The sequence below is a fragment of the Ralstonia psammae genome (genome assembly GCF_958405935.1).
Lineage (GTDB): Bacteria > Pseudomonadota > Gammaproteobacteria > Burkholderiales > Burkholderiaceae > Ralstonia > Ralstonia psammae.
Genome location: NZ_CATZBU010000002.1, coordinates 348,880 through 366,764, shown reverse-complemented (window position 1 = coordinate 366,764; position 17,885 = coordinate 348,880). Strand labels below are relative to the sequence as shown.

Below are 17,885 nucleotides of genomic sequence, written 5' to 3'. Positions count from 1 at the left end.
AGCGGCAAAACCTACGCTGAAAAAAGCTACGCCATGTATTTCGATGCACGTGCCGCCAAGGCCTTGAAACCTGGGCTGCATCTGACTCTCGACACGCAGCCCGGGCTGCGCCTGGTCTGCAGCGCTACGCGGCGGACCTGGATCTACCGATACAAATCTCCCGTTGATGCGCGCATGCGCCAAGTGAAGATTGGCGAATGGCCGGCCATGTCTCCGGCAGCGGCGATCGTCGAATGGGAAAAGCTACGCCAGGCGCGCGATAGCGGCCGCGACATTGCAAACGAGCGACGCAATAGCCGCACAACGGCGCGGGCGGTCTCAAACGGCGAAATTGTACCGGACCACATTCCTTACACGGTTCGACGCATGTGTGACGACTACCTGGTCGGGCACGTGGAGCGCCATCGCGCGCTAAAGGGTGCAAAAGAGATCCGGCGGATGTTCGACACGATGCTCGAGCCGATTGCGCACATGCTGCCCGAGCAGGTAACCCGTTCAGTGGCATTTGACCTGATCAACTCGTACGCCCACATCCCGACGCAGGCAGGGAAGCTCCGTACTGAATTGGGCGCGGCCTGGACGTATGGCCATGATTCTGGGCGGCTGAGCGAGGGCGTGCCCAACTGGTGGCGCGAGGTGATGCGCGGTCGCCTGCGCAGCGTCGGTCGACGTATTCAGGGCAAGACGATGGGCACGGCGAAGCGCGTGCTCACAGATGCCGAGGTGGGCGAGCTTATCCGTTGGTTGCCCAATTTCCCGGCCTTGATCGACGACGTATTGACGCTCTACCTCTGGACGTGTGCTCGCGGCGCCGAGATCGTCAGCATGGAGGCGGAGGAGGTTACAGAGGAGGCGGACGGGCTGTGGTGGACTGTGCCGCACGCCAAGACAAAGAACGTAAAGAACGAGGGTGCGACCGACCTGCGCGTACCGCTGGTTGGCCGCGCGGAGGCGGTCGTGCGTAGACGCCTTGCGGTAGCGCGGAAGGGGTATCTTTTTCCGTCGCAGACCACCGGTCACACAGAGCAAAAGGTAATCAGCCACGCAGTGTGGAATCGCATGTCCTACTGCAAGTCACACCCGCAGCGGGAGCGTGCACGGCTGCCAGTGGAGTACTGGGCTCCCCATGATCTGCGACGGACAGGGCGGACGATGTTGGCTGCGCTGGGGTGCCCGATGGAAGTTGGCGAATCAATTCTTGGGCATATGCTCCCGGGCGTCGAAGGTGTGTACAACCGGCACACCTACGACCGGGAGCGGCGAGAGTGGCTGCTGAAGCTTTCCGCGCATTTAGAGAGGTGCGCGGCCCTGCCAAGCCGTTAGCCGCGCCGGCTGGTGTTCTTTGGGGGCAGCAGGTCGGAGACCGGGCGGCCCTCCGCCCACTCCTGCACCTCACGCAAGAGCCATCCAACGCGACGCGCGGAGATCTTGCGCGGCTTTGGAAAGGCTTCTTCGCGCACCAGTTGCTGGACGCTTGTCTCGGAGAGCGATATCGCGGCCGCAACTGACTGAAGATCAAGATAGATGATGGGCCTCATAATTCGCGGCCCTCTGCATGCACGAGGGGCCCGGTCTGCTGCTGAACCATTTCGTCGACGTCAACAGAATGGTCAGTAACAACGGCCTCGGCGTTCGGAGTGGAGCTTCGTGCAAGCGCGGCTGCTACTTGCAGCAGTGCCGTCCGGTACCGCCCCATCGTTTGGAATGTGGCGGCAAAGCCGTCATCTGCGATCAGTGCGCGCAGCTTTTCGAGCTCCGTTGAGCCGGCCGGGGGATTGAGCGTGTCTTCCTTTGCGGTTTCCGTGGCCGTCATCACAACGCCCCCCGCTTCGGCCGAACGGCACCGTTGATCTTCTGCATACCCATCCGGCGCCCACCACGGCGCGCGGCCTGCATGACTTTCTGACACGAGCGGTGCGTTTTGACGGCGCCGTCGAGGTCTCGTGCGCAGGGGATGCTGATGCTCTCCCACACGACAACGCCGTCGATGCGCAGGGTGTAGCTGCAATGCAGCGAGCCGGGCACGGGGCGGCGTTGCACGTTGTGCTTGCCGATGCGAAGGGTGGCGGGGGTACGGTTCACTATGCGATGCATGGTTGGTCTCCGTTGCGGCTGGTCAGTCGTCGAAGTCGCCTGCAGCCAGTTTCTTGAGGTCGACCCACACGCGGCGGGTCGTGCGAATGCGCGGATGGGTGCGGGCGTGCGCGGATGCCTCGATGGCGGTGCGGACGGGGCCCGCAGCCAGGGCCTGCGCGTCGGTGCAAATGAGGCGCAGCTTGTTGCGCTCGGCGAGCACGGCCGCGTCTGCGATGGGGCGCGGAGGCATGTCAGCCCCCGAGCACCATTGCGGCGTCGGGCGCGATGGCGCCGGCGAGGCCGAACGCGAAGAGCACTACGGCAAGGCCGAGGGCGGGGTGGTGGCTGAAGTGGCCGGACGCGAGGCGGTGGAGGGCGGAACGGCGCATCGTGTCCTCCTCATGCCTGGCGCTGGGTGATGCGCGTGGGCTCTGTCTCGGACGTTTCGTCGAGATGGAGGGCGTATGCGTGGAAGGCTAGGACGACGCCAATGGTAACGAGGTATGCCAAAACTGCACTGCAGCGAAAAGCTCTCATTTCGTTCTCCGGGCTCATGATGCAAGAACGATAGTAAAAACTATCTATTGCATCAATAGTAAAAAGGTGATTTTGTGTTGCATGGTTTCTCCATAAAGATGTTCCTCACTCAATCCACAACCGCTTGCAGAAGCAAACACGCCGCAAATTGGTAAGATCTCGCGGACCATGTGCAAGGTCTAAATGGGGGGATCGATGGCCGAAAGCCGAAAAATAATCAAAGTCTTTCTCGCGTCTCCGGGGGATGTTGTTGACGAAAGAAAGCTGGCGAAAGTTGCAGTTGACGAAGTGAATCAACTGGTCGCAGAGGACTACGGTTATCAGCTTGAGCTGGTGGGGTGGGAGGACACCACCGCCGCAGCCGGCCGACCGCAAGCGCTCATAAATACCGAGCTGGAGCGCTGCGAGCTATTCGTCGGCATAATGTGGAAGCGATGGGGTACTCCGCCGGACAAGAATGGAAGATTTACTTCTGGATTTGAAGAGGAATTTCGGCTGTCTGTCGATCGTTATAAAAAAGATGGCAAACCGGATATTAGCTTGTTCTTTAAAGATATCGATCCAGAGTTGACGCGTGATCCGGGTCCAGGTTTGCAGAGGGTTTTAGATTTCAAGCAAGAAATAACAGACGGAAAGGAAATTCTATATGAAACTTTCTCTGAGTCTGATTCGTTTGAAAAAAGGCTGCGGCGGTGTCTAGTCAGCTATCTCAAAAGGTTGCGAGATGCTGAACGAAGCGCGTCAACGTCGGTAAGCAACGCACCTTTGGAGCATGGCGGTCAGCGCGCGAACGAAAAGGAAAAAGGAAGCCCACAATCGTCACTGTCAAATGAAAGCGGGCATTTTCTTCGTGAATTCCTATCAAAAGTGGAGAAGGGTGAAAATTCCAAGCAGTCCGCACGAGACGTTGCTCGCTTCAGATTGCTCGGCACTACGGTCGGAAGCCAGGAGAACGATGACAGTGTTCTAGGTGTACATGACTGCAATTTACTGTTCTCAATAGATCCGACGAATGAATTCGGTGAAACAGAACTGCGCGCACTGCTTCGCGCCGGGTTGGAACATTTTTCAGGCGAAAGTGCTCCGGTATGGTGCTGGCTGAAAGCCCTAGGGGGCTTAAAGAGCGATGAACTGCTGTATCGTTCGATCATTGGACGGTCCGGTGGGAGAAACGCCGCAGCACTGAATGCTATGCGGTTATTAGGTGAGAGGATTAGCGCGAGACAATTAGAAAATAGATCGATGTTTGTCGATGCATGGCTTTCTTCCAGTTCCGCTGTGAAGCAGGCGGCCCTAGCGTATCTTGGCGAATATGGCGTTGGTGCGGACATCGACCTGATCCGAGCGGAGTACGACATCAATGACTACCAGACTCGGAAGTCGGCAGCAGAAGCTATCGTTCGCATAAATCTCCGTGAAAGCCGTGACCTCGCGATCCGGTCGCTTTACGAACTCCAGCCAACCTCGACTGATAAGAGTTTGGTGGACTCTCTATTTCGGAATCCGGAGTCAATCCCGCGCGAACTCCTCATTGAGGGAGTCAATCATTCGGATGTACATGTACGTACGGCAGCGGTGTCTGGAGCACGTAGGTTGGGGCTCCTCACCGTCGAGTTGGCACAAAAACTTCTGACAGATGCAGACGTCGCCGTTCGACTGCTTGGGCTGGAGGCGCTCGTTGACGCAGGCCTTCCAGTAGCGGATGAGCAAGCTAAGTCGACCCTCGTGAATGGAGTTCGGCAGCCCGGGCTTCTCGGACTAGGTGGTGGGGCAGCGATATCTTATTTTGAAAAGTATCGGCGCTATTACAGTATGTCGCAGTCGCCGGCAGACCTTGAGCGGCTGGCTGCTTCGCCGGATATCATTTTCGACGGCCACCCTTACTTTGCTCTCGTTAGTAAGCGGTTTTCAAAGTATGGGAGGGAGCTAAGGCAAGCAATCGATGATGGATTCGAAAACTTTATAGAGAGTCGAATTCAAATGATGGAGAAGGTTTTTGGGGAGGGATCGGAGTCATTTGCCAAGTTAAGAAATTTGAAAAAATCCTTAGTTTCAGAGTTTATGGATCTGGGAATTTCGCTGCTCTGCGAAAAATCTCAATCTGAAGATATTGCGAGAGTTCGTAATGCCTTGCGCGCCGAGGGAAAGGGCGGAGACTTTCGTCGCGATTTAATCGAATTCTTGGGGAGGCATGGCGAATGGTCTGATATAAGGTTGATTGTTGAGAATTCAGACCTTTCTGACTACAGCACCCGAAGTCTTTTGTCTCAAGCTAGAAGTGAGAAATATCTCGTTTGTGCGGATGCAATTCTCTCTATATCAAGGGGGCGTTTTGCTGACGTTGTGCAGATCGAGATGGGTGGCGATCTATTGGCTGCCCTGATTGCGAAGTCGAAGGACAAAGACTTTAAGTCCCTCTCGGATGAGGCAATCTTTTCATTTCTGAATAGCAAGGATGACTCAGTGCGGCGAGTGGCTGCGCTAAAATTGATTCGTGTCAGCCCGCGAAGTCGTGTAATTTTGATATTGGATAGATATTTGAATTCCGGTGATACCTGGTACTACAACGTTGTTCATTGGCTGGATATGAGTATTTCTCTTCCTCGAGATCGTGTGCACTTAGCTGTGGACAAGCTATTGACGGGGAATTGAAGTTGGTTTGATGGCCAAAGAATATTAAGGGGAGTGGGTTTGTGATGGTTGGTGGCATGTTTGTGCGGCTGATTCATTGATCTGGAAATTGATCGACGTGTGGTGGTGGCTGAAATGAAACAGTTTCATCGAGATAATCATTATGTTCCGCAAGTCTATTTGAAGCAGTGGTCTTCGAGTGGGCAAATTTTCGTTTATCGGCTACTTGTTCCGCACGAAAATGTTTCTCAATGGAAGGCGCATTCGCTTCGCGGAATAGCTTTTCACCAACACCTCTACACCTACATGGACGGTAAGGTAGAGACGGACGAGTTTGAACGTTGGTTGAGCCGAGAATTTGAGGAGCCCGCAGAGGAGGCCATTCGGCGTGCTGTGAACGATGAGCGAATGTCTTCTGATCACTGGAGGACACTGGTGAGGTTTGCGGTTGCCCAAGACGTCCGTACACCGGCAAGCTTGTCCGCTTTTCTGAACCGGCAACGTCAATCTTTGCAGGCAGTGATGGACGCTAGCCTTGAGACCTCTGTAAGGACGCTGAAAGCAGCCGCGCGTGCCGGCACGGCGCTGCCCAAGCAGAGTCTTGAGCGCTCCAGCCTTTTCCCCGTAGATGTGTCAATTACGAGAGATCCGGACGGTGCCGGTACGATAAAAACGACTGCTGTTGTTGGCCGAAAGTTGTGGTTGTGGGGCGTTCGGCATCATTTGACAAGCACGATCGACCGGATTTCCTATGATGACTGGACGATCCTGCGTGCCCCAGAAGGTATTACATGGCCTACGTCGGACAAGCCGGTCATGAAACTCCGCTTGCATAGCTCTACCAGCTACGACTTCGACGGGGGCTGGGGAGTCCGACCTTGCGATGTGTTTCTTCCCCTTAGCCCGAAGCATCTGCTGCATAAATCGATAGGTCGGCGGCGTGTGAGGCGGGGGGCAGTGCTTGACATCCAATTAGCAACGTTCATTCGGAAGCTCATTGTCGAGCATGCACATCGATATGTTTTCGATACCTTCAAAAGCGACATTCCGCTCATCCGCCCGAGATTGGTGAGCCTGGAGAATGTCAAACACGAACAGGAAGCCTGGAAAAACTGGCATCGGGAACAAAGCGAAGTCGAGTCCAACTCGCGGCAGAACCGAGCGGACTCTGGGCCTTCGGAGACACAGTGGGGCGGCTGATTGCACGTTCAGTGACCCGCACGTTGCTCCTCGCTTACGGGCCCACTGGAGTCTTCGCCGATGATCCGTGCAAGCGCGGTTTCTACACCGCTGAGCAACATAATGCCTTCGTCCATCATGTCCACGGAAAGGGCGCCCGAATTGGCCGCAAAGTATGCCGCCTCTTGGCCAGCGGGCGGCATCCACGTCGAGACCTGGGCACGCACGGTCCTAAATAGTTGGATGGCATTGAGGGTTTCGAGCTTTGACTGAGGCGTTGCCCGACCTGGTTGGCGCACCACCTCCCAAAGACAGTTGGCGACCGTCTCGATATGGAGCTGCGTGATGCTAAGCAAGATAGAGGTGGTTTCCGGGGAAGCCCGGAGTTGCTTGCTAAACGCGATGCGCAGCATTTGTTCGCAACGGTGATAGCGCAAGGTGGCCTCGTGCCATTTCTGCTGCATTTGTGAGTCCATAGTTCTTACGCTGCCATCCAGGGGATATTCAGGTTGAAGGCGGGCGTCTAGGGCCTGTGTCCCGGCAGCTTGTTCCCTAGCCCGCAGCTTGATCGCAAGGTGCAACTGCATGGCAGCATCGGCTGCTTCAGTCAGTCTGTGCCTGTAGAAGCCCCCGACGACGAGGGCCGGCTTTTGGTTCCGCGCCTTCGGTTTCAAGATGAGAGAGACGCCGTCGTATGCATTGCTCTGAACGTGCTCGAGCAACAGTGCGACCGCGCGATCGAGGTCGCGCCGGTAGGCGGCTGCAAGGCGCTCGTCCTGCGGTGCGCTATGGTTGGCCTGACGTTTTCCAGGCGGTGTGCGCGTGCCTGGCTGAGGAAACTGAATGAGGATACCCATTGTTGATTCGACTGACGGCCCGCGCGGGCAGTCATGTTGTTGGTGGGCGGCCAACAATAGAATAAGAATTCTCTTATTCGCATCCTGCTCAACAGGAAACAAAAAATCCCGCCGAAGCGGGATTCATCAACTGGCGCGCTTGCGCTGCGCCTTAGTATTTGGGAGAGGGGGGTAGCCGTAGTCGGATGGCTTGGCAACCTCCGCTGGCGCATCCTCGAAGCGTCGTGACTTGCTCCCTGCCGGGTCCAACGCAAGTACTTCCGTGTCAACGAGCAGGCTGGCTGCCTCAGTCAGCAATTTCACTGCGCGGGCCTCGCGGGCGCGACTTGCCGCCAACTGTTGCCGGAGTTCTGCAATAACTCGGTCACGCTCTGCAAGCTGCGTGTCAGGGGCGGCCTCTCCAGCGTCGAATGTCCCGGCCGGTAGCCCAATGAGCTTTTCCATCTTCTCCACTGCTCGATCACCAAACGGTGCGGTGCCATTGAGCAGTTGCGAGACATAGGTCGGGTTGACGCCTTCGTGCAATCGAGCGAAGGCGGCGGGACCGCCCGCGTCATTCACCACTTGGCGAAGTTTCTCAACTCTTCGCGCGCGCAAATCCATGGTGTTGTCCCTTTCCTAGCGATTGCAAAATTATGTGATTCTATTGTTTGGTGCGATAGAAAACGCTATCGTCATGGCCATGACACTAATCGAGTATGTCCGTGCTCAACGTGGCCGTCTGACGGCACTCGCGCGCGCCATCGACATGTCGCCGATCTACTTGTCGCAAGTCGTGAACAAGGGTCTGCGGATCAGCCCAGCGCGATGCGTCGCAATTGAAGTCGCGACGCAGGGCGCGGTTCGACGTCCGGATCTCCGGCCCGACGACTGGCATCTGATCTGGCCCGAGCTTGTCTCTGCCCGCGCGCCGTCCACACGGCTACACCAACGGCCAATGCTGCCCAAGCCTCGAATGATACCGGCTGCGGCATCTGCGGCCCGTCTTTGGCGCATTCGTCGCGTGAGCCGGGCAAGCAGTACTTGCTCGCCAATGAGGGCATTCAGCCGTCAGCTTCTGCGCGCTGGCCCGTGCCATTCCAACGATGAGGCAAGTGTACGCGCCCACCAAAACCGCCGGTAGTGCGACCCGCACAGCCCGCCCATGACAGCTTCTTTAGGAGAGACAACTTGAGCCACCACTATTCCGAGATCAACCAACACGACGCGCTCTACTGGGTTGCACGCGGCTATCCGGGCGGCGTTGAAGGATTGGCCGCACGGATGGACAAGTCCGCCGCGGTGCTGCGCAACAAGCTGCTGCCGCATGTGCAGACGAACTATGTGTCGTTTGAAGAGGTGTCGGTGATTGTGGAGCACGCGGAAGGTGCTGGCGTGCCGAACGCGAAGCTGCCGATTCAGGCGCTGTGCTGGCGGCACGGGATGGTGGCGATTCCGCTGCCCGAGGTGGCGCGGGAGGATCTGCCGAATACGGATCTGTATGAGGCGCTGTGCGGGGTGTTGGCCGAGGTGGGCGATGTGAGCCGCGCGATGTCTGCGGCGCTGGCTGACAACCATCTCTCCGAGGGTGAGATGCGCAAGCTGGAGCGGGAGTTTGAAGAGGCGACTGCTTCTGTGATGGTGCTGCGTGAGCTGCTGCGTGTGCGTGCGCAGCGTGATGCGGAGCGGTTGCTGCGGTTGCGTGGCAAGGCGTGATTGACTGTTTTTTGAAGCGCGAGAGCGCATAGGAGAAGTGATGCAAAGCTGTAAAGCGAATTGCGGTGGGGCGGCGAAGTTGTCGCCTGAGCATGCCCAGAAAATTGCTGATGTGCTGTGCGCCCAAGTCAAGGAATACAACGACTTTAATCTCACGATGCCCGCGCGCCTGGCTCAGACCCGTGAGGCCCTCACGCGCGAGCTGATGCTATTGGCAGAGGTTATTGAGCCTTCTTGACCAGGCCGGCAGCGTAGGTCTCGATGAAGTGTTCGCAGAACAGCGCTGCGGCTGCTCCAGTTACACCCGCGACGGGCTGTGGAGTTTGAAGTAGATACGGCTGATGTTCGATCAACTTCAAGAGCAATTGAGTTGCAGTGTGGCGTGCTTCTTTGAGTTCCATGTTTTCTCGTTGAAAGGGTTGAAGTGATTTTCATCGGGTCCGTAAACCCGACGAAGCAGTGTTGCCGCCAGCAGCCGGGGCGGCAACCTGTAGCGCCACGTTGTATCGATTTTTGACAGGGCTAGACCGCGCATGACACAAACGCAGGACAACACGCCACGCTTTTCACACGGTATGACGTGCTGCAAGGCGGGGCGTGTTGCTGTGGGCTTGTCGTGCGAGCGGGTGGACCAGATGTGTTGTGCGTGGCATCGCATCGCGGGGGCGTTTAAGCCTCGCGGGTTGCCGGTGCTGTCGAAGTTTGCGGAGCATCTGTTGGATGCTTGCGCGTGGCCGTTGGCTGATGTGTTTTGGCCGTTCAATGCGGCTGGTGAGTCTTCTGCGCTGGCGTTGGCCTGCGCGTCGCGTTATCGCGCGATTTCTACTGAGGCGGAGCGCCTCGCTTTTCGATCCACCGTTGTTGCGTCGACGCCACCGGAGTTTGTGGCGGTGTTTGACGTGCTGTGTAGGGCCGCGCCTCTGCGGCTGTAAGGGCGATTCCATGGACATTCCTATCGAGGCCGTTGGCGCTGTTTGGGCCAAGGGCAGGGCGGCTGCATTGTCTGGCCGCGCGTTGGATGAGGCGAACGAGTATCCGGTTGGCAGCGCGCATCACGCGGCGTGGCTGGCGGGGTACATGGGCTTGGCGCGCAAGCATGGAGGCGAGGGTGTCGGCGTATCGCATCAATGATCTTGAGTTGAGCGCGCTGGCCGGGGCGGGTGCGGAGATCGCGCATCTGTACTTGGTGGCGCTGCGCCCGCGTATGGACTTCCGTACGGGCGTTGTGGGGCGCGTGGTGCGGATCTCGTATCAGGCGCTGCGTGAGTGGACGGAGCGCACTGCGCGCCGTGGCGTGCGCTACCTGGCGCATGACAAGTCGAAGCTGCAGCGGATGCTGGCGCAGTTGGAGAAGCTGGGGCTGCTGCGCCGGCTCGGCGGGCAGTACGAGCTCGTTTTTGCGTGCCCGTTGGCGGATACGGATTCGTGCGTCCAAAAGAAAGCCGGTCGAGGTTCGATACACCCGCAGGATGGCTACGAATTCAATGCTGACGCGGGTTTTAAGGATGTGCCGGAGTCTGTGGATAACGCGAAAGCCGCCACACATCCGTATTCCGGTAACCCCGTAAACACCAACCCCCCTAACCCCCCACGCCGGGGGCGTGAGAAGCAGGAGATTGAGTCCCCCACGCCTGCGGCGCGGGAGGATCGAAACGGCCCCCAACACCGTCGCGGCGCAAGGAGGCACCGGCTCTCAGAGCAACGTGGTCAGACCGCACGTGTGGTTGGGGATGGGCCTGCGGCCCCGCGATCAGAGAGTGAAGAAGGGCAGGACGTGGCGTGGCAGGCAGACCTTGCGTGGCCGGTTGACCTGAGAGGCCCGGAGCGAGCGCGTGTTGCGCGGATTGTGGCTCGTGCTCCTCAGGCCATGAGGCAGGTGGTGATCGACGAATGGCGGGGCCGTATGGCAGCCGGTGGCGTTGATGATCCGTTTGCGATGTTGGCGTACCACGCGAAGCGGGCGAGCGATCCGGATTGGGTGCCGTCTTATGCCAATGCTGTGCGGGAGTCGCGAGAGCGGGCGCGGGCGCTGCGGGCTCAGCAGGATGAGGCGTTGGCGCGGTTGCAGGCGCAGGCAGAGCAGGCGGTGGCGGGGTTGCCGTGGCATGCGGGGCGGTTGCGGCCGGCGAGCTTGCAGCGAGGTGCGGCATGACGGGTGAAGAGGCGTTCAACGCGGCGGCGCTGGCGGCGTGCGGCAAGGGTGAGTGGCCGTCGCGGGCGGTGTTCTGGTCGGCGGTGCGGTTTGGGATGCGTGCGGTCGAGGCGGCGCGCTGGGCGGATGCTGAGGAGCGGTGGTCGGCGTTCTGGCGGGTGGCGGTGGTGGAGCATTTGCCGCCGATTCCGGAGGCGCCGTTGGTGGGGGCGCCGCCGTCTGTGGTGCGGGCGGAGCAGCAACTTGCGCGCATGCGCGAAATCGTCGGATCGAGGAGGCAGGATGTATTGCGTTAAGCCGCGTGAGGTGACGAGGCGATCTGCGTTGGTGACGAGCGAGGATCAGGCGCTCGATGATCTGCTGTTCGCGTGGTTCTGCTGGGAGGCGCAGTATTCGGGGGAGAAGTGGTTTTCGAACCGGGATGCGACGTGCGGTGGGTCTGCAAGCTCGCGGCAGTGGATGTCGACGGATGACATTCACGAGGCGAGCGTGGATGCGTGGCAGATGCAGCAGGTGGCGGCGGCGATGGAGGCGATCTCGGGCGACCACGCGCTGGCGATCCGGGTGGAGTGCCGGAACAGGCGTGGGCCGGGTGTGTGGCGGAACCCGCGTGCGGGGCTGCGGCAGCCGCTGGCCTATGCGGCGGCGAAGGTGGCGATCAGGCCGTGGATTGTTAAATTCGGTGTCGAGTATTGATGGGGCGTGGGGGCGTCGCTTAAAGTTCGGTTCGTGGGGCGACGCACGCCCATAGAAAACGTAAGCCCGACCGGTTCGCCGTGTCGGGCTTTTTGTTTTGTGCGCTCGCTGGAGCTCGGCGGACTGCCGGGCGGGGCGTCGGGCCACGCGAGCTCACAGGCCTCGCCCCCCCCGGAAAGCCAGGGGGCCCCTGGGCTCATGGGGTACTGCGGGTGAGCGGACCTGCGATTCTTCGTTAGCGGCCAGTTTTCCAGCTTAGTGAAATTCACCTCCAACGAGGTGAAATGGTGAAATCATGGGTGAAACGATCCTCCTGACGCGCTCTGCGTTCGCGGCGCGGCAGAACTGGTCGCCCAGCTACGTCACCAAGCTTGGCAAAGAAGGGAAGCTGGTCACCACGCCCGACGGCAAGCTGGTCGACGTCGATGCCACGCTCGCAAAGATCAAACGCGGCGCAGACCCGGCAAAGGAAGCCGTCCGCGCCCGCCACGAAGCCGAACGCATCAACCGCGACGTCTACAGCCCAAAAGACACAACGCCCGATGTCGACCCATCCCTTGGTCACGACTTCCAAGCCGCCCGCGCCGAACGCGAGTACTACCAGGCACAGCTAGCCCGCACCGAATACCAATGGGTCTCTGGCCTGCTGGTCAGCCGCATCGCCGTCGAAGACGCCGCCGAGAAGATCGGCGCCAACCTGCGCGATCGCATCATGGGCCTGCCGCGCCAGATCGCCCCCGAGCTTGCCTCGATGACCGACCCCTGGGCCGTCGAGCGCCATCTCGAAGCCGCCCTGCGCAAGGTGCTCGACGACATGATCGCCCACGGCGCCACCGTGCTTTCTGAATCCATCAACGATCCCGACCGCGGCAAGTTGGCCGACCTGTCACGCGCGGGGAAAGAGAGGTACGGCTCCATGGAGCCCATCGACACATCGTGAGCCATCCTGACGGAGCCGCATTGTTCGCCCGCGCCTTCCTGGCCGGCCTCAAGCCCGACCCCGAGTTGTGGGTAGACCAGTGGTCCGAAGAATTCATGGTGATTCCCGACGAGTCGGGCGCCGCTGAAACTGGACCCTACCGCTCCGCGCGCACGCCGTACGCCGTCGAGCCCATGCAGTGCCTGTCGCCTGCGCACCCGTGCTTGCGCGTGGTCGCCATGGTCGCATCGCAGTTGTTCAAGACGCAGATTGCGTTGAACTGGATCTCGGCGACGATTCATCGCGCCCCGGCCAACTTCCTCGCGCTGCAACCGACACTCAACCTCACACGGCGCTTCTCTTCGCGTGCGGCAAAAACGATCGAAGCTGTGCCGGTCCTGCGCGAGCGCGTCGCATCAACCCGCTCGCGCGACGCCGCCAACACCGCCGAGCGCAAAGACTTCCGCAAGGGCACGCTGTTCATCAACACAGCCGGCTCCGCAGCCAACCTGGCCGAAGTCTCCGCGCGCTACATCTATGGCGACGAAATCGACCGCTGGGTGCGTGACCTGAACAACGAAGGCGACCCCATCGGCATCGCCGAAAAGCGCGCCAGCACGTTCGGCCGCAACGCCAAGTTTTACTACTCGAGTTCGCCCACCATCGACGGCGCCTCGCGCATCGCCGAGCTTTACGCCCAGAGCGACCAGCGCCACTACTACGTGTCGTGCCCGCACTGCGGTCATGAGCACATCCTCGAATTCGAGCAGCTACGCGCCAGTGATGATCTGACCGACGTCTACTGTGAGTGCCCCGCGTGCTTCTACCGCATCCGCGAGCACGAGAAACCCGCACTGTTCAAGACCGGCCGCTGGATCGCGCACGCGCAGGGCGACGGCGAGACGGTGGGTTTTCACCTGTCGACGGTGTACTCGCCGCTGGGCTGGGTGTCGTGGCGCGCGCTCATCAAGGAACACCGCGAGGCCAAGCTGGCGCTTGAGAAAGGCGATCCGGGCCTGATGCAGGTGTTTTACAACACGCGCCTGGCGCGCGTCTGGGACAACGCCCAGCAGCGCACCAGCGCGGACGAACTGCGCGACCGCGCCGAGGACTACCGCCTGCGCACCTTGCCCGCCGGCGCGCTGCTGCTCACCGCCGCCGTCGACACACAGGACGACCGCCTCGAACTGCTCATCATGGGTTGGGGCGAGGGCATGGAGCGTTGGACGATCGACCACCAGGTGTTCATGGGCGACCCGTCCGACGCCGCGCTATGGACCACGCTGGACGAAGCCCTGCAGGCAACGTTCCTGCACGCCTCCGGCAAAGAGATGCAGATCCGTGCCGTTGCCATCGACTCCGGCGGCAGCCACACGCAGGACGTGTACCACTTCACGCGCCTGCGTCAGTGGCGCCACGTGCTTGCAGTGAAGGGCGCCAGCAAGCCCAACCGGCCCGTGATCGCACAGCGCCCCTCGCGCGTGGATGTCACGTGGCAAGGCACCACCGAAGTCGATGGCGCCGAACTGTGGATCGTCGGCACCGACACCGCCAAGGACTGGATCTACAACCGCTTCAAGTTGACCAGCGGCCCCGGCGCGCTGCACTTCTCGAACGATCTCCCCATGGAGTTCTACAAGCAGCTCACCGCTGAAAAGCAGATCGTGCGCTACGTGAAGGGCTTCCCGCGCACCGAATGGGTCAAGGCGCGCGGCGACCGTAACGAGATCCTGGACCTCAACGTCTACAACCTCGCCGCCGCGTATTACCTGGGCGTGCACAAGTATCAGGAACCCGACTGGCGCCGGCTGCGGCTGCACTTCGATCAAGGCAGCCTGTTTGCCGCGGCGCCCGTTAACGACGAAGCGCCGCAAGAAGCCGCCGCACCACCGGCCCTAGAGCCGCCGCGCACCGCGCACACACGCCGCCGCGTGGCGGCGTCGCGCTACCTCAAACGACGATAGAGAACCGCATGGCTTACACGAAGCAAGATCTCCAGCGCATCGAGCGTGCGCTGGTAAAGGGCGAGCTCGAGGTTCAGTTTCAGGACCGGCGCGCTCGATACCGCTCCGTGGACGAAATGCTGCGCATCCGCAGCGAGATCGTCCGCAACCTCGAAGACGCCGCACCGGCATCGCGCGTGATCCGGCTGCGCTCGGCAGGGAAGGGGGTGACATGACCCGTTTTCCTGCGCTGGGCCAGCTTGGTTTCGTCTTGCCGGCGGAGCGGGCGGTCCGGGCGCAGGCATACGAGGCTGGCGGCACCACCGGCAGCCGTGGTCGCGCCTGGCGCACTTCGGGCGCTGGGCCAAACGCCTCTGTCACGCAAAACCTCGGTACCATCCGCACGCGCGCCCGAGGTGCCGTCCGCAATGACCCATGGGCCAAGAAAGCGATTGCAAGCTTGGTGACCAATGCGATTGGGACTGGCATCGTGCCTCATCCCGAGCATCCCGACCCCGACATGTGCAGCGCGCTCAAAGAGCTGTGGAGCGACTGGGTACCGGAAGCCGACGCCGATGGCCTGCTCGATTTCTACGGCTTGCAGACGCTCGCCGCTCGCTCCCTGTTTACCGACGGGGAGGTGCTGAACCGCGTACGTCCGCGCCGTCCCGAACGTGGCTTGTGCGTGCCGCTGCAGGTGCAGCTTTTCGAAGCCGACCACCTGCCGGCCAACATGAACCAACTGCTGCCCAACGGCAGCGAGATTGTTTCCGGCGTCGAGTTCGACCGAGACGGCGACCGCGTTGCCTACCACCTGCACCGACGCCACCCGGGCGAGACAGGGCGGGCGACCACGCAGGCGGGAATGGTGCGCGTGCCGGCCGCCGAGATCCAGCACGTATTCGAGCCAGTGCGGCCGGGTGCGGTGCGGGGTTGCTCAGCGCTGGCGACGGTGCTCCTGCGCTTGCACACGCTCGACAGCTTCGACGATGCAGTGCTTGTGCGGCAGGAGGTGGCAAACCTCTTCGCCGGCTTCATCACCCGGCCAGCACCGACCAGCGTGAAGCTGGATACGGTGACGGGCAAGCCAATCGAGTTCGATGCCGATGGCACAGCGCTCACGTCGATGGAGCCCGGCTCCCTGCAGGAATTGCTGCCCGGCGAGGAGGTGCAGTTTGCCGAACCGCCGGGCGCCGGCACCGATTACGGCCCCTTCATGCGCCAGCAGCTCATGGCCGCCGCCGCATCCGTGGGCCTGCCATACGAAGTGCTCACCGGCGACCTGCGAGACGTCAGCGATCGCGCGCTGCGGGTCATCCTCGGTGAATTCCGGCGCCAGCTTGAGCAGTTGCAGTGGAACGTCTTCATCCACCAGTACTGCCGCCCCGTGTGGGCCGCTTGGACAGACGCAGTGGCGCTGTCGGGCGTGCTGCCCATGCCCAACTACTACCGGGACCGCCGTTTCTACCTGCGTGTGCGCTGGGTGCCGCAAGGCTGGCCGTACATCAACCCGCTGCAAGACGTGCAGGCACAGCGCATCGCCATCCGCGCCGGGCTGGCCAGCCGCTCGGCCACGATCCTCGCCCAGGGCGAAGACCCGGAAACCACCGACGCCGAGTACGCAGCCGACTTCGAACGCGCCGACAGGCTCGGCCTCGTGTTCGATTCCGACGCCCGCCAGCGCGACATGTCCGGCGATGCCACCGACAACATGGAACACACCAACGATGAAAGCTAAACAGAGGAAGTGGTACGACCTCAAGGCCGCGCGCAACGCCGCCGGCAAGACGGTCGCTGAATTGCGCATCTATGACGACATCGGCTTTTGGGGCACCACCGCCAAGGCATTCGTCAACGAGCTGGACGCCGTGGCAAAGGACGCCGACGAAATCCTCGTGGCCGTCAATTCTGGCGGCGGCGATGTGTTCGACGGCTTTGCCATCTACAACGCGCTGCGCCGCTACAGCGGCAAGGTCACGGCGCGGGTGGATGGCATCGCCGCCTCTGCTGCGTCGCTCGTCGTCATGGCGGGTGACGCCATCGTCATGCCGGAGAACGCCATGATGATGATCCACAATGCGTGGACCATCGCCGCCGGCGACGCGGCGCAGATGCGCAAGACCGCCGACCTGCTCGACAAGACGCGCGACGGCATCGTCGCCGCTTACCGCAACAAGTGCGGCCTGGCCGACGATGAGATCGTCGCCATGATGGACGCCGAGACGTGGATGACGGCGGTCGAGGCCAAAGATCGCGGCTTCGCCGACCAGATCGAGGCGCCCGTCAAGCTGCAGGCGTCCGTGCGCACCGAAGAGCTGCTCGCGCGTTTCCAGCACACGCCAGAGGCATTGCTGAACGCGCTGGAGGTTGCGCCGCCCGCAACGCTGCAACCGCCCGCGCCATCGCCGCAGCCTGTCGCCACCACGCCGCCACCCGATCCCGGCGCGCTCGCGCAACACGCCTTTGCCGCGTGCCGCGCCGCCGGCCTGCCGCAACTGGCCGAGGCCGTCGTGTCATCCAGCGCGCTCGCCAGCACCGAAGCCATCGACGCCGTTGTCGCCCGCGCTAAAGACATCGCCGGCCTCTGCACAGCAGCGCACCTGCCTGAGTTGGCCGCGCAATTCGTTGCTGACGGCCTGAACGCCGATCAGGTCCGCGCCCGGTTGTACGACCGCGTCATGGCGAGCAGCACGCCGGGCCTGTCTAACCGCCAGCCTGTGACAGGGCAGGAAACCATTGAGCGCAAGACCGGCCCGCACGGCCCGAGCATCTACAGCGCCCGCCGCAAGAAATCCGCTTCGGCGTTCGCCTGAAGCCACACATTGGAGTCACGAAGATGCAGATCCAGACACAAGGCGTGCAAACCGCCGAATTCCTGCTGACCGAAGCGCCGGGCAGCCTTTCGCGTGAGCAGATCGCCGTCGCCGCTGGCGACGCGCTGCCTGCGGGCCAACTGCTCGAGCACGCAGCCGATGGCACCGGTTACGTCCCCTACGGCACCGCCGACGAAGGCAAAGCCGCCGCCATCCTCTACGCACCGCTGCGTGCCTCGGAAGCCGTCCGCCGCGCCACCGCCATCGTGCGCCTCGCGGAAGTAGCCGAGGCTCGCTTGACCGGCCTGGACGCCAAAGCGCGCACCGACCTGCTCGCCGCCTTCATCGCCGTCCGCTAAGCACACCCACCCGAATTCAGGAGAAACA

24 protein-coding genes are annotated in these 17,885 nt (G+C 61.2%); 16 read left to right on the top strand and 8 right to left on the bottom strand.

What is annotated here, in order from left to right; genetic code table 11:
* Nucleotides 1-33 precede the first annotated feature (33 nt).
* Nucleotides 34-1,323: a tyrosine-type recombinase/integrase gene (locus R2N16_RS05430; RefSeq protein ID WP_316664535.1), complete on the top strand. Its 1,290-nt coding sequence runs from the start codon at nucleotides 34-36 to the stop codon at nucleotides 1,321-1,323.
* Here R2N16_RS05430 and R2N16_RS05425 read toward each other — a convergent pair.
* From R2N16_RS05425 to R2N16_RS05405, 5 genes are read right to left on the bottom strand one after another with little or no spacing between them, the layout of a single operon-like run.
* Nucleotides 1,320-1,538, bottom strand: coding sequence for a helix-turn-helix transcriptional regulator (locus tag R2N16_RS05425; protein WP_316664534.1), 219 nt, complete (start codon nucleotides 1,536-1,538; stop codon nucleotides 1,320-1,322). The two genes, R2N16_RS05430 and R2N16_RS05425, sit on opposite strands and share 4 nt — an antisense overlap.
* Nucleotides 1,535-1,813 (bottom strand): hypothetical protein, encoded by a 279-nt coding sequence (locus R2N16_RS05420; protein WP_316664533.1) that lies wholly within the window; start codon nucleotides 1,811-1,813, stop codon nucleotides 1,535-1,537. Before R2N16_RS05420 ends, R2N16_RS05425 begins: the two co-directional genes overlap by 4 nt.
* Nucleotides 1,813-2,094, bottom strand: a complete 282-nt coding sequence (locus R2N16_RS05415; protein WP_316664532.1) for a hypothetical protein — start codon at nucleotides 2,092-2,094, stop codon at nucleotides 1,813-1,815. The genes R2N16_RS05420 and R2N16_RS05415 overlap by 1 nt, the downstream gene beginning before the upstream one ends.
* Before the next feature lie 22 nt (nucleotides 2,095-2,116).
* Complete coding sequence (locus R2N16_RS05410; protein ID WP_045203160.1) at nucleotides 2,117-2,326, bottom strand: hypothetical protein; 210 nt, start codon at nucleotides 2,324-2,326, stop codon at nucleotides 2,117-2,119.
* 1 nt (nucleotide 2,327) lies between these two features.
* On the bottom strand, nucleotides 2,328-2,465 hold the full coding sequence (locus R2N16_RS05405) for a hypothetical protein (protein ID WP_316664531.1): 138 nt from the start codon (nucleotides 2,463-2,465) through the stop codon (nucleotides 2,328-2,330).
* Nucleotides 2,466-2,808: 343 nt separating this feature from the next.
* On the opposite strand from R2N16_RS05405, the gene R2N16_RS05400 reads away from it, so the two are divergent.
* Nucleotides 2,809-5,265 (top strand): DUF4062 domain-containing protein, encoded by a 2,457-nt coding sequence (locus R2N16_RS05400; protein ID WP_316664529.1) that lies wholly within the window; start codon nucleotides 2,809-2,811, stop codon nucleotides 5,263-5,265.
* Between the two features lie 114 nt (nucleotides 5,266-5,379).
* Nucleotides 5,380-6,444 carry a DUF4238 domain-containing protein gene (locus tag R2N16_RS05395; RefSeq protein WP_316664527.1) on the top strand — a complete coding sequence of 355 codons (1,065 nt, stop codon included), beginning with the start codon at nucleotides 5,380-5,382 and terminating at the stop codon, nucleotides 6,442-6,444.
* An 8-nt stretch (nucleotides 6,445-6,452) separates the two neighbouring features.
* Here R2N16_RS05395 and R2N16_RS05390 read toward each other — a convergent pair whose 3' ends face one another.
* Both R2N16_RS05390 and R2N16_RS05385 read right to left on the bottom strand, forming a co-directional pair.
* Nucleotides 6,453-7,280, bottom strand: coding sequence for a hypothetical protein (locus R2N16_RS05390; protein ID WP_316664526.1), 828 nt, complete (start codon nucleotides 7,278-7,280; stop codon nucleotides 6,453-6,455).
* A gap of 126 nt (nucleotides 7,281-7,406) precedes the next feature.
* Nucleotides 7,407-7,883 (bottom strand): hypothetical protein, encoded by a 477-nt coding sequence (locus tag R2N16_RS05385; RefSeq protein WP_316664525.1) that lies wholly within the window; start codon nucleotides 7,881-7,883, stop codon nucleotides 7,407-7,409.
* Nucleotides 7,884-7,956: 73 nt separating this feature from the next.
* Here R2N16_RS05385 and R2N16_RS05380 point away from each other — a divergent pair, with 73 nt between their 5' ends.
* From R2N16_RS05380 to R2N16_RS05370, 3 genes are read left to right on the top strand one after another with little or no spacing between them, the layout of a single operon-like run.
* A complete protein-coding gene (locus tag R2N16_RS05380; RefSeq protein ID WP_316664524.1) occupies nucleotides 7,957-8,403 on the top strand; it encodes a transcriptional regulator in 447 nt (148 codons plus the stop codon).
* 47 nt (nucleotides 8,404-8,450) lie between these two features.
* Complete coding sequence (locus R2N16_RS05375; RefSeq protein ID WP_316664523.1) at nucleotides 8,451-8,975, top strand: phage regulatory CII family protein; 525 nt, start codon at nucleotides 8,451-8,453, stop codon at nucleotides 8,973-8,975.
* Nucleotides 8,976-9,015: 40 nt separating this feature from the next.
* Entirely contained in the window at nucleotides 9,016-9,213 is a 198-nt protein-coding gene (locus R2N16_RS05370) for a hypothetical protein (RefSeq protein ID WP_316664522.1), read from the top strand.
* Here R2N16_RS05370 and R2N16_RS05365 read toward each other — a convergent pair.
* Nucleotides 9,197-9,376, bottom strand: a complete 180-nt coding sequence (locus R2N16_RS05365) for a hypothetical protein (protein ID WP_252691391.1) — start codon at nucleotides 9,374-9,376, stop codon at nucleotides 9,197-9,199. The two genes, R2N16_RS05370 and R2N16_RS05365, sit on opposite strands and share 17 nt — an antisense overlap.
* A 541-nt stretch (nucleotides 9,377-9,917) precedes the next feature.
* Between R2N16_RS05365 and R2N16_RS05360 the strand changes: the two genes are divergently transcribed.
* The 10 genes from R2N16_RS05360 (at nucleotide 9,918) to R2N16_RS05315 (ending at nucleotide 17,857) form a co-directional block, all read left to right on the top strand.
* Entirely contained in the window at nucleotides 9,918-10,106 is a 189-nt protein-coding gene (locus R2N16_RS05360) for a hypothetical protein (protein ID WP_316664521.1), read from the top strand.
* A complete protein-coding gene (locus R2N16_RS05355) occupies nucleotides 10,084-11,127 on the top strand; it encodes a hypothetical protein (protein WP_316664520.1) in 1,044 nt (347 codons plus the stop codon). Before R2N16_RS05360 ends, R2N16_RS05355 begins: the two co-directional genes overlap by 23 nt.
* Nucleotides 11,124-11,423, top strand: coding sequence for a hypothetical protein (locus R2N16_RS05350; protein ID WP_316664519.1), 300 nt, complete (start codon nucleotides 11,124-11,126; stop codon nucleotides 11,421-11,423). The genes R2N16_RS05355 and R2N16_RS05350 overlap by 4 nt, the downstream gene beginning before the upstream one ends.
* A 31-nt stretch (nucleotides 11,424-11,454) precedes the next feature.
* Complete coding sequence (locus R2N16_RS05345; protein WP_316664849.1) at nucleotides 11,455-11,823, top strand: hypothetical protein; 369 nt, start codon at nucleotides 11,455-11,457, stop codon at nucleotides 11,821-11,823.
* Between the two features lie 295 nt (nucleotides 11,824-12,118).
* Nucleotides 12,119-12,763 carry a hypothetical protein gene (locus R2N16_RS05340; RefSeq protein WP_316664518.1) on the top strand — a complete coding sequence of 215 codons (645 nt, stop codon included), beginning with the start codon at nucleotides 12,119-12,121 and terminating at the stop codon, nucleotides 12,761-12,763.
* The gene (locus R2N16_RS05335) at nucleotides 12,760-14,706 is read left to right on the top strand and encodes a phage terminase large subunit family protein (protein ID WP_316664517.1); all 1,947 of its coding nucleotides are present in this window, start codon (nucleotides 12,760-12,762) and stop codon (nucleotides 14,704-14,706) included. The genes R2N16_RS05340 and R2N16_RS05335 overlap by 4 nt, the downstream gene beginning before the upstream one ends.
* A gap of 8 nt (nucleotides 14,707-14,714) precedes the next feature.
* Nucleotides 14,715-14,921, top strand: coding sequence for a phage head-tail joining protein (locus R2N16_RS05330; protein WP_045203149.1), 207 nt, complete (start codon nucleotides 14,715-14,717; stop codon nucleotides 14,919-14,921).
* Nucleotides 14,918-16,423, top strand: coding sequence for a phage portal protein (locus R2N16_RS05325; RefSeq protein WP_316664516.1), 1,506 nt, complete (start codon nucleotides 14,918-14,920; stop codon nucleotides 16,421-16,423). Before R2N16_RS05330 ends, R2N16_RS05325 begins: the two co-directional genes overlap by 4 nt.
* On the top strand, nucleotides 16,413-17,498 hold the full coding sequence (locus R2N16_RS05320; protein ID WP_316664515.1) for a head maturation protease, ClpP-related: 1,086 nt from the start codon (nucleotides 16,413-16,415) through the stop codon (nucleotides 17,496-17,498). The genes R2N16_RS05325 and R2N16_RS05320 overlap by 11 nt, the downstream gene beginning before the upstream one ends.
* Before the next feature lie 23 nt (nucleotides 17,499-17,521).
* The gene (locus tag R2N16_RS05315) at nucleotides 17,522-17,857 is read left to right on the top strand and encodes a head decoration protein (RefSeq protein WP_316664514.1); all 336 of its coding nucleotides are present in this window, start codon (nucleotides 17,522-17,524) and stop codon (nucleotides 17,855-17,857) included.
* Nucleotides 17,858-17,885 lie beyond the last annotated feature (28 nt).

Coding starts and splice junctions, on each gene's coding strand:
- R2N16_RS05430 (WP_316664535.1), top strand. CDS start 34: ATGTATTTCGATGCACGTGCCGCCAAGGCCTTGAAACCTGGGCTGCAT.
- R2N16_RS05425 (WP_316664534.1), bottom strand. CDS start 1,538: ATGAGGCCCATCATCTATCTTGATCTTCAGTCAGTTGCGGCCGCGATA.
- R2N16_RS05420 (WP_316664533.1), bottom strand. CDS start 1,813: ATGACGGCCACGGAAACCGCAAAGGAAGACACGCTCAATCCCCCGGCC.
- R2N16_RS05415 (WP_316664532.1), bottom strand. CDS start 2,094: ATGCATCGCATAGTGAACCGTACCCCCGCCACCCTTCGCATCGGCAAG.
- R2N16_RS05410 (WP_045203160.1), bottom strand. CDS start 2,326: ATGCCTCCGCGCCCCATCGCAGACGCGGCCGTGCTCGCCGAGCGCAAC.
- R2N16_RS05405 (WP_316664531.1), bottom strand. CDS start 2,465: ATGCGCCGTTCCGCCCTCCACCGCCTCGCGTCCGGCCACTTCAGCCAC.
- R2N16_RS05400 (WP_316664529.1), top strand. CDS start 2,809: ATGGCCGAAAGCCGAAAAATAATCAAAGTCTTTCTCGCGTCTCCGGGG.
- R2N16_RS05395 (WP_316664527.1), top strand. CDS start 5,380: ATGAAACAGTTTCATCGAGATAATCATTATGTTCCGCAAGTCTATTTG.
- R2N16_RS05390 (WP_316664526.1), bottom strand. CDS start 7,280: ATGGGTATCCTCATTCAGTTTCCTCAGCCAGGCACGCGCACACCGCCT.
- R2N16_RS05385 (WP_316664525.1), bottom strand. CDS start 7,883: ATGGATTTGCGCGCGCGAAGAGTTGAGAAACTTCGCCAAGTGGTGAAT.
- R2N16_RS05380 (WP_316664524.1), top strand. CDS start 7,957: ATGGCCATGACACTAATCGAGTATGTCCGTGCTCAACGTGGCCGTCTG.
- R2N16_RS05370 (WP_316664522.1), top strand. CDS start 9,016: ATGCAAAGCTGTAAAGCGAATTGCGGTGGGGCGGCGAAGTTGTCGCCT.
- R2N16_RS05365 (WP_252691391.1), bottom strand. CDS start 9,376: ATGGAACTCAAAGAAGCACGCCACACTGCAACTCAATTGCTCTTGAAG.
- R2N16_RS05360 (WP_316664521.1), top strand. CDS start 9,918: ATGGACATTCCTATCGAGGCCGTTGGCGCTGTTTGGGCCAAGGGCAGG.
- R2N16_RS05350 (WP_316664519.1), top strand. CDS start 11,124: ATGACGGGTGAAGAGGCGTTCAACGCGGCGGCGCTGGCGGCGTGCGGC.
- R2N16_RS05340 (WP_316664518.1), top strand. CDS start 12,119: ATGGGTGAAACGATCCTCCTGACGCGCTCTGCGTTCGCGGCGCGGCAG.
- R2N16_RS05330 (WP_045203149.1), top strand. CDS start 14,715: ATGGCTTACACGAAGCAAGATCTCCAGCGCATCGAGCGTGCGCTGGTA.
- R2N16_RS05325 (WP_316664516.1), top strand. CDS start 14,918: ATGACCCGTTTTCCTGCGCTGGGCCAGCTTGGTTTCGTCTTGCCGGCG.
- R2N16_RS05320 (WP_316664515.1), top strand. CDS start 16,413: ATGAAAGCTAAACAGAGGAAGTGGTACGACCTCAAGGCCGCGCGCAAC.
- R2N16_RS05315 (WP_316664514.1), top strand. CDS start 17,522: ATGCAGATCCAGACACAAGGCGTGCAAACCGCCGAATTCCTGCTGACC.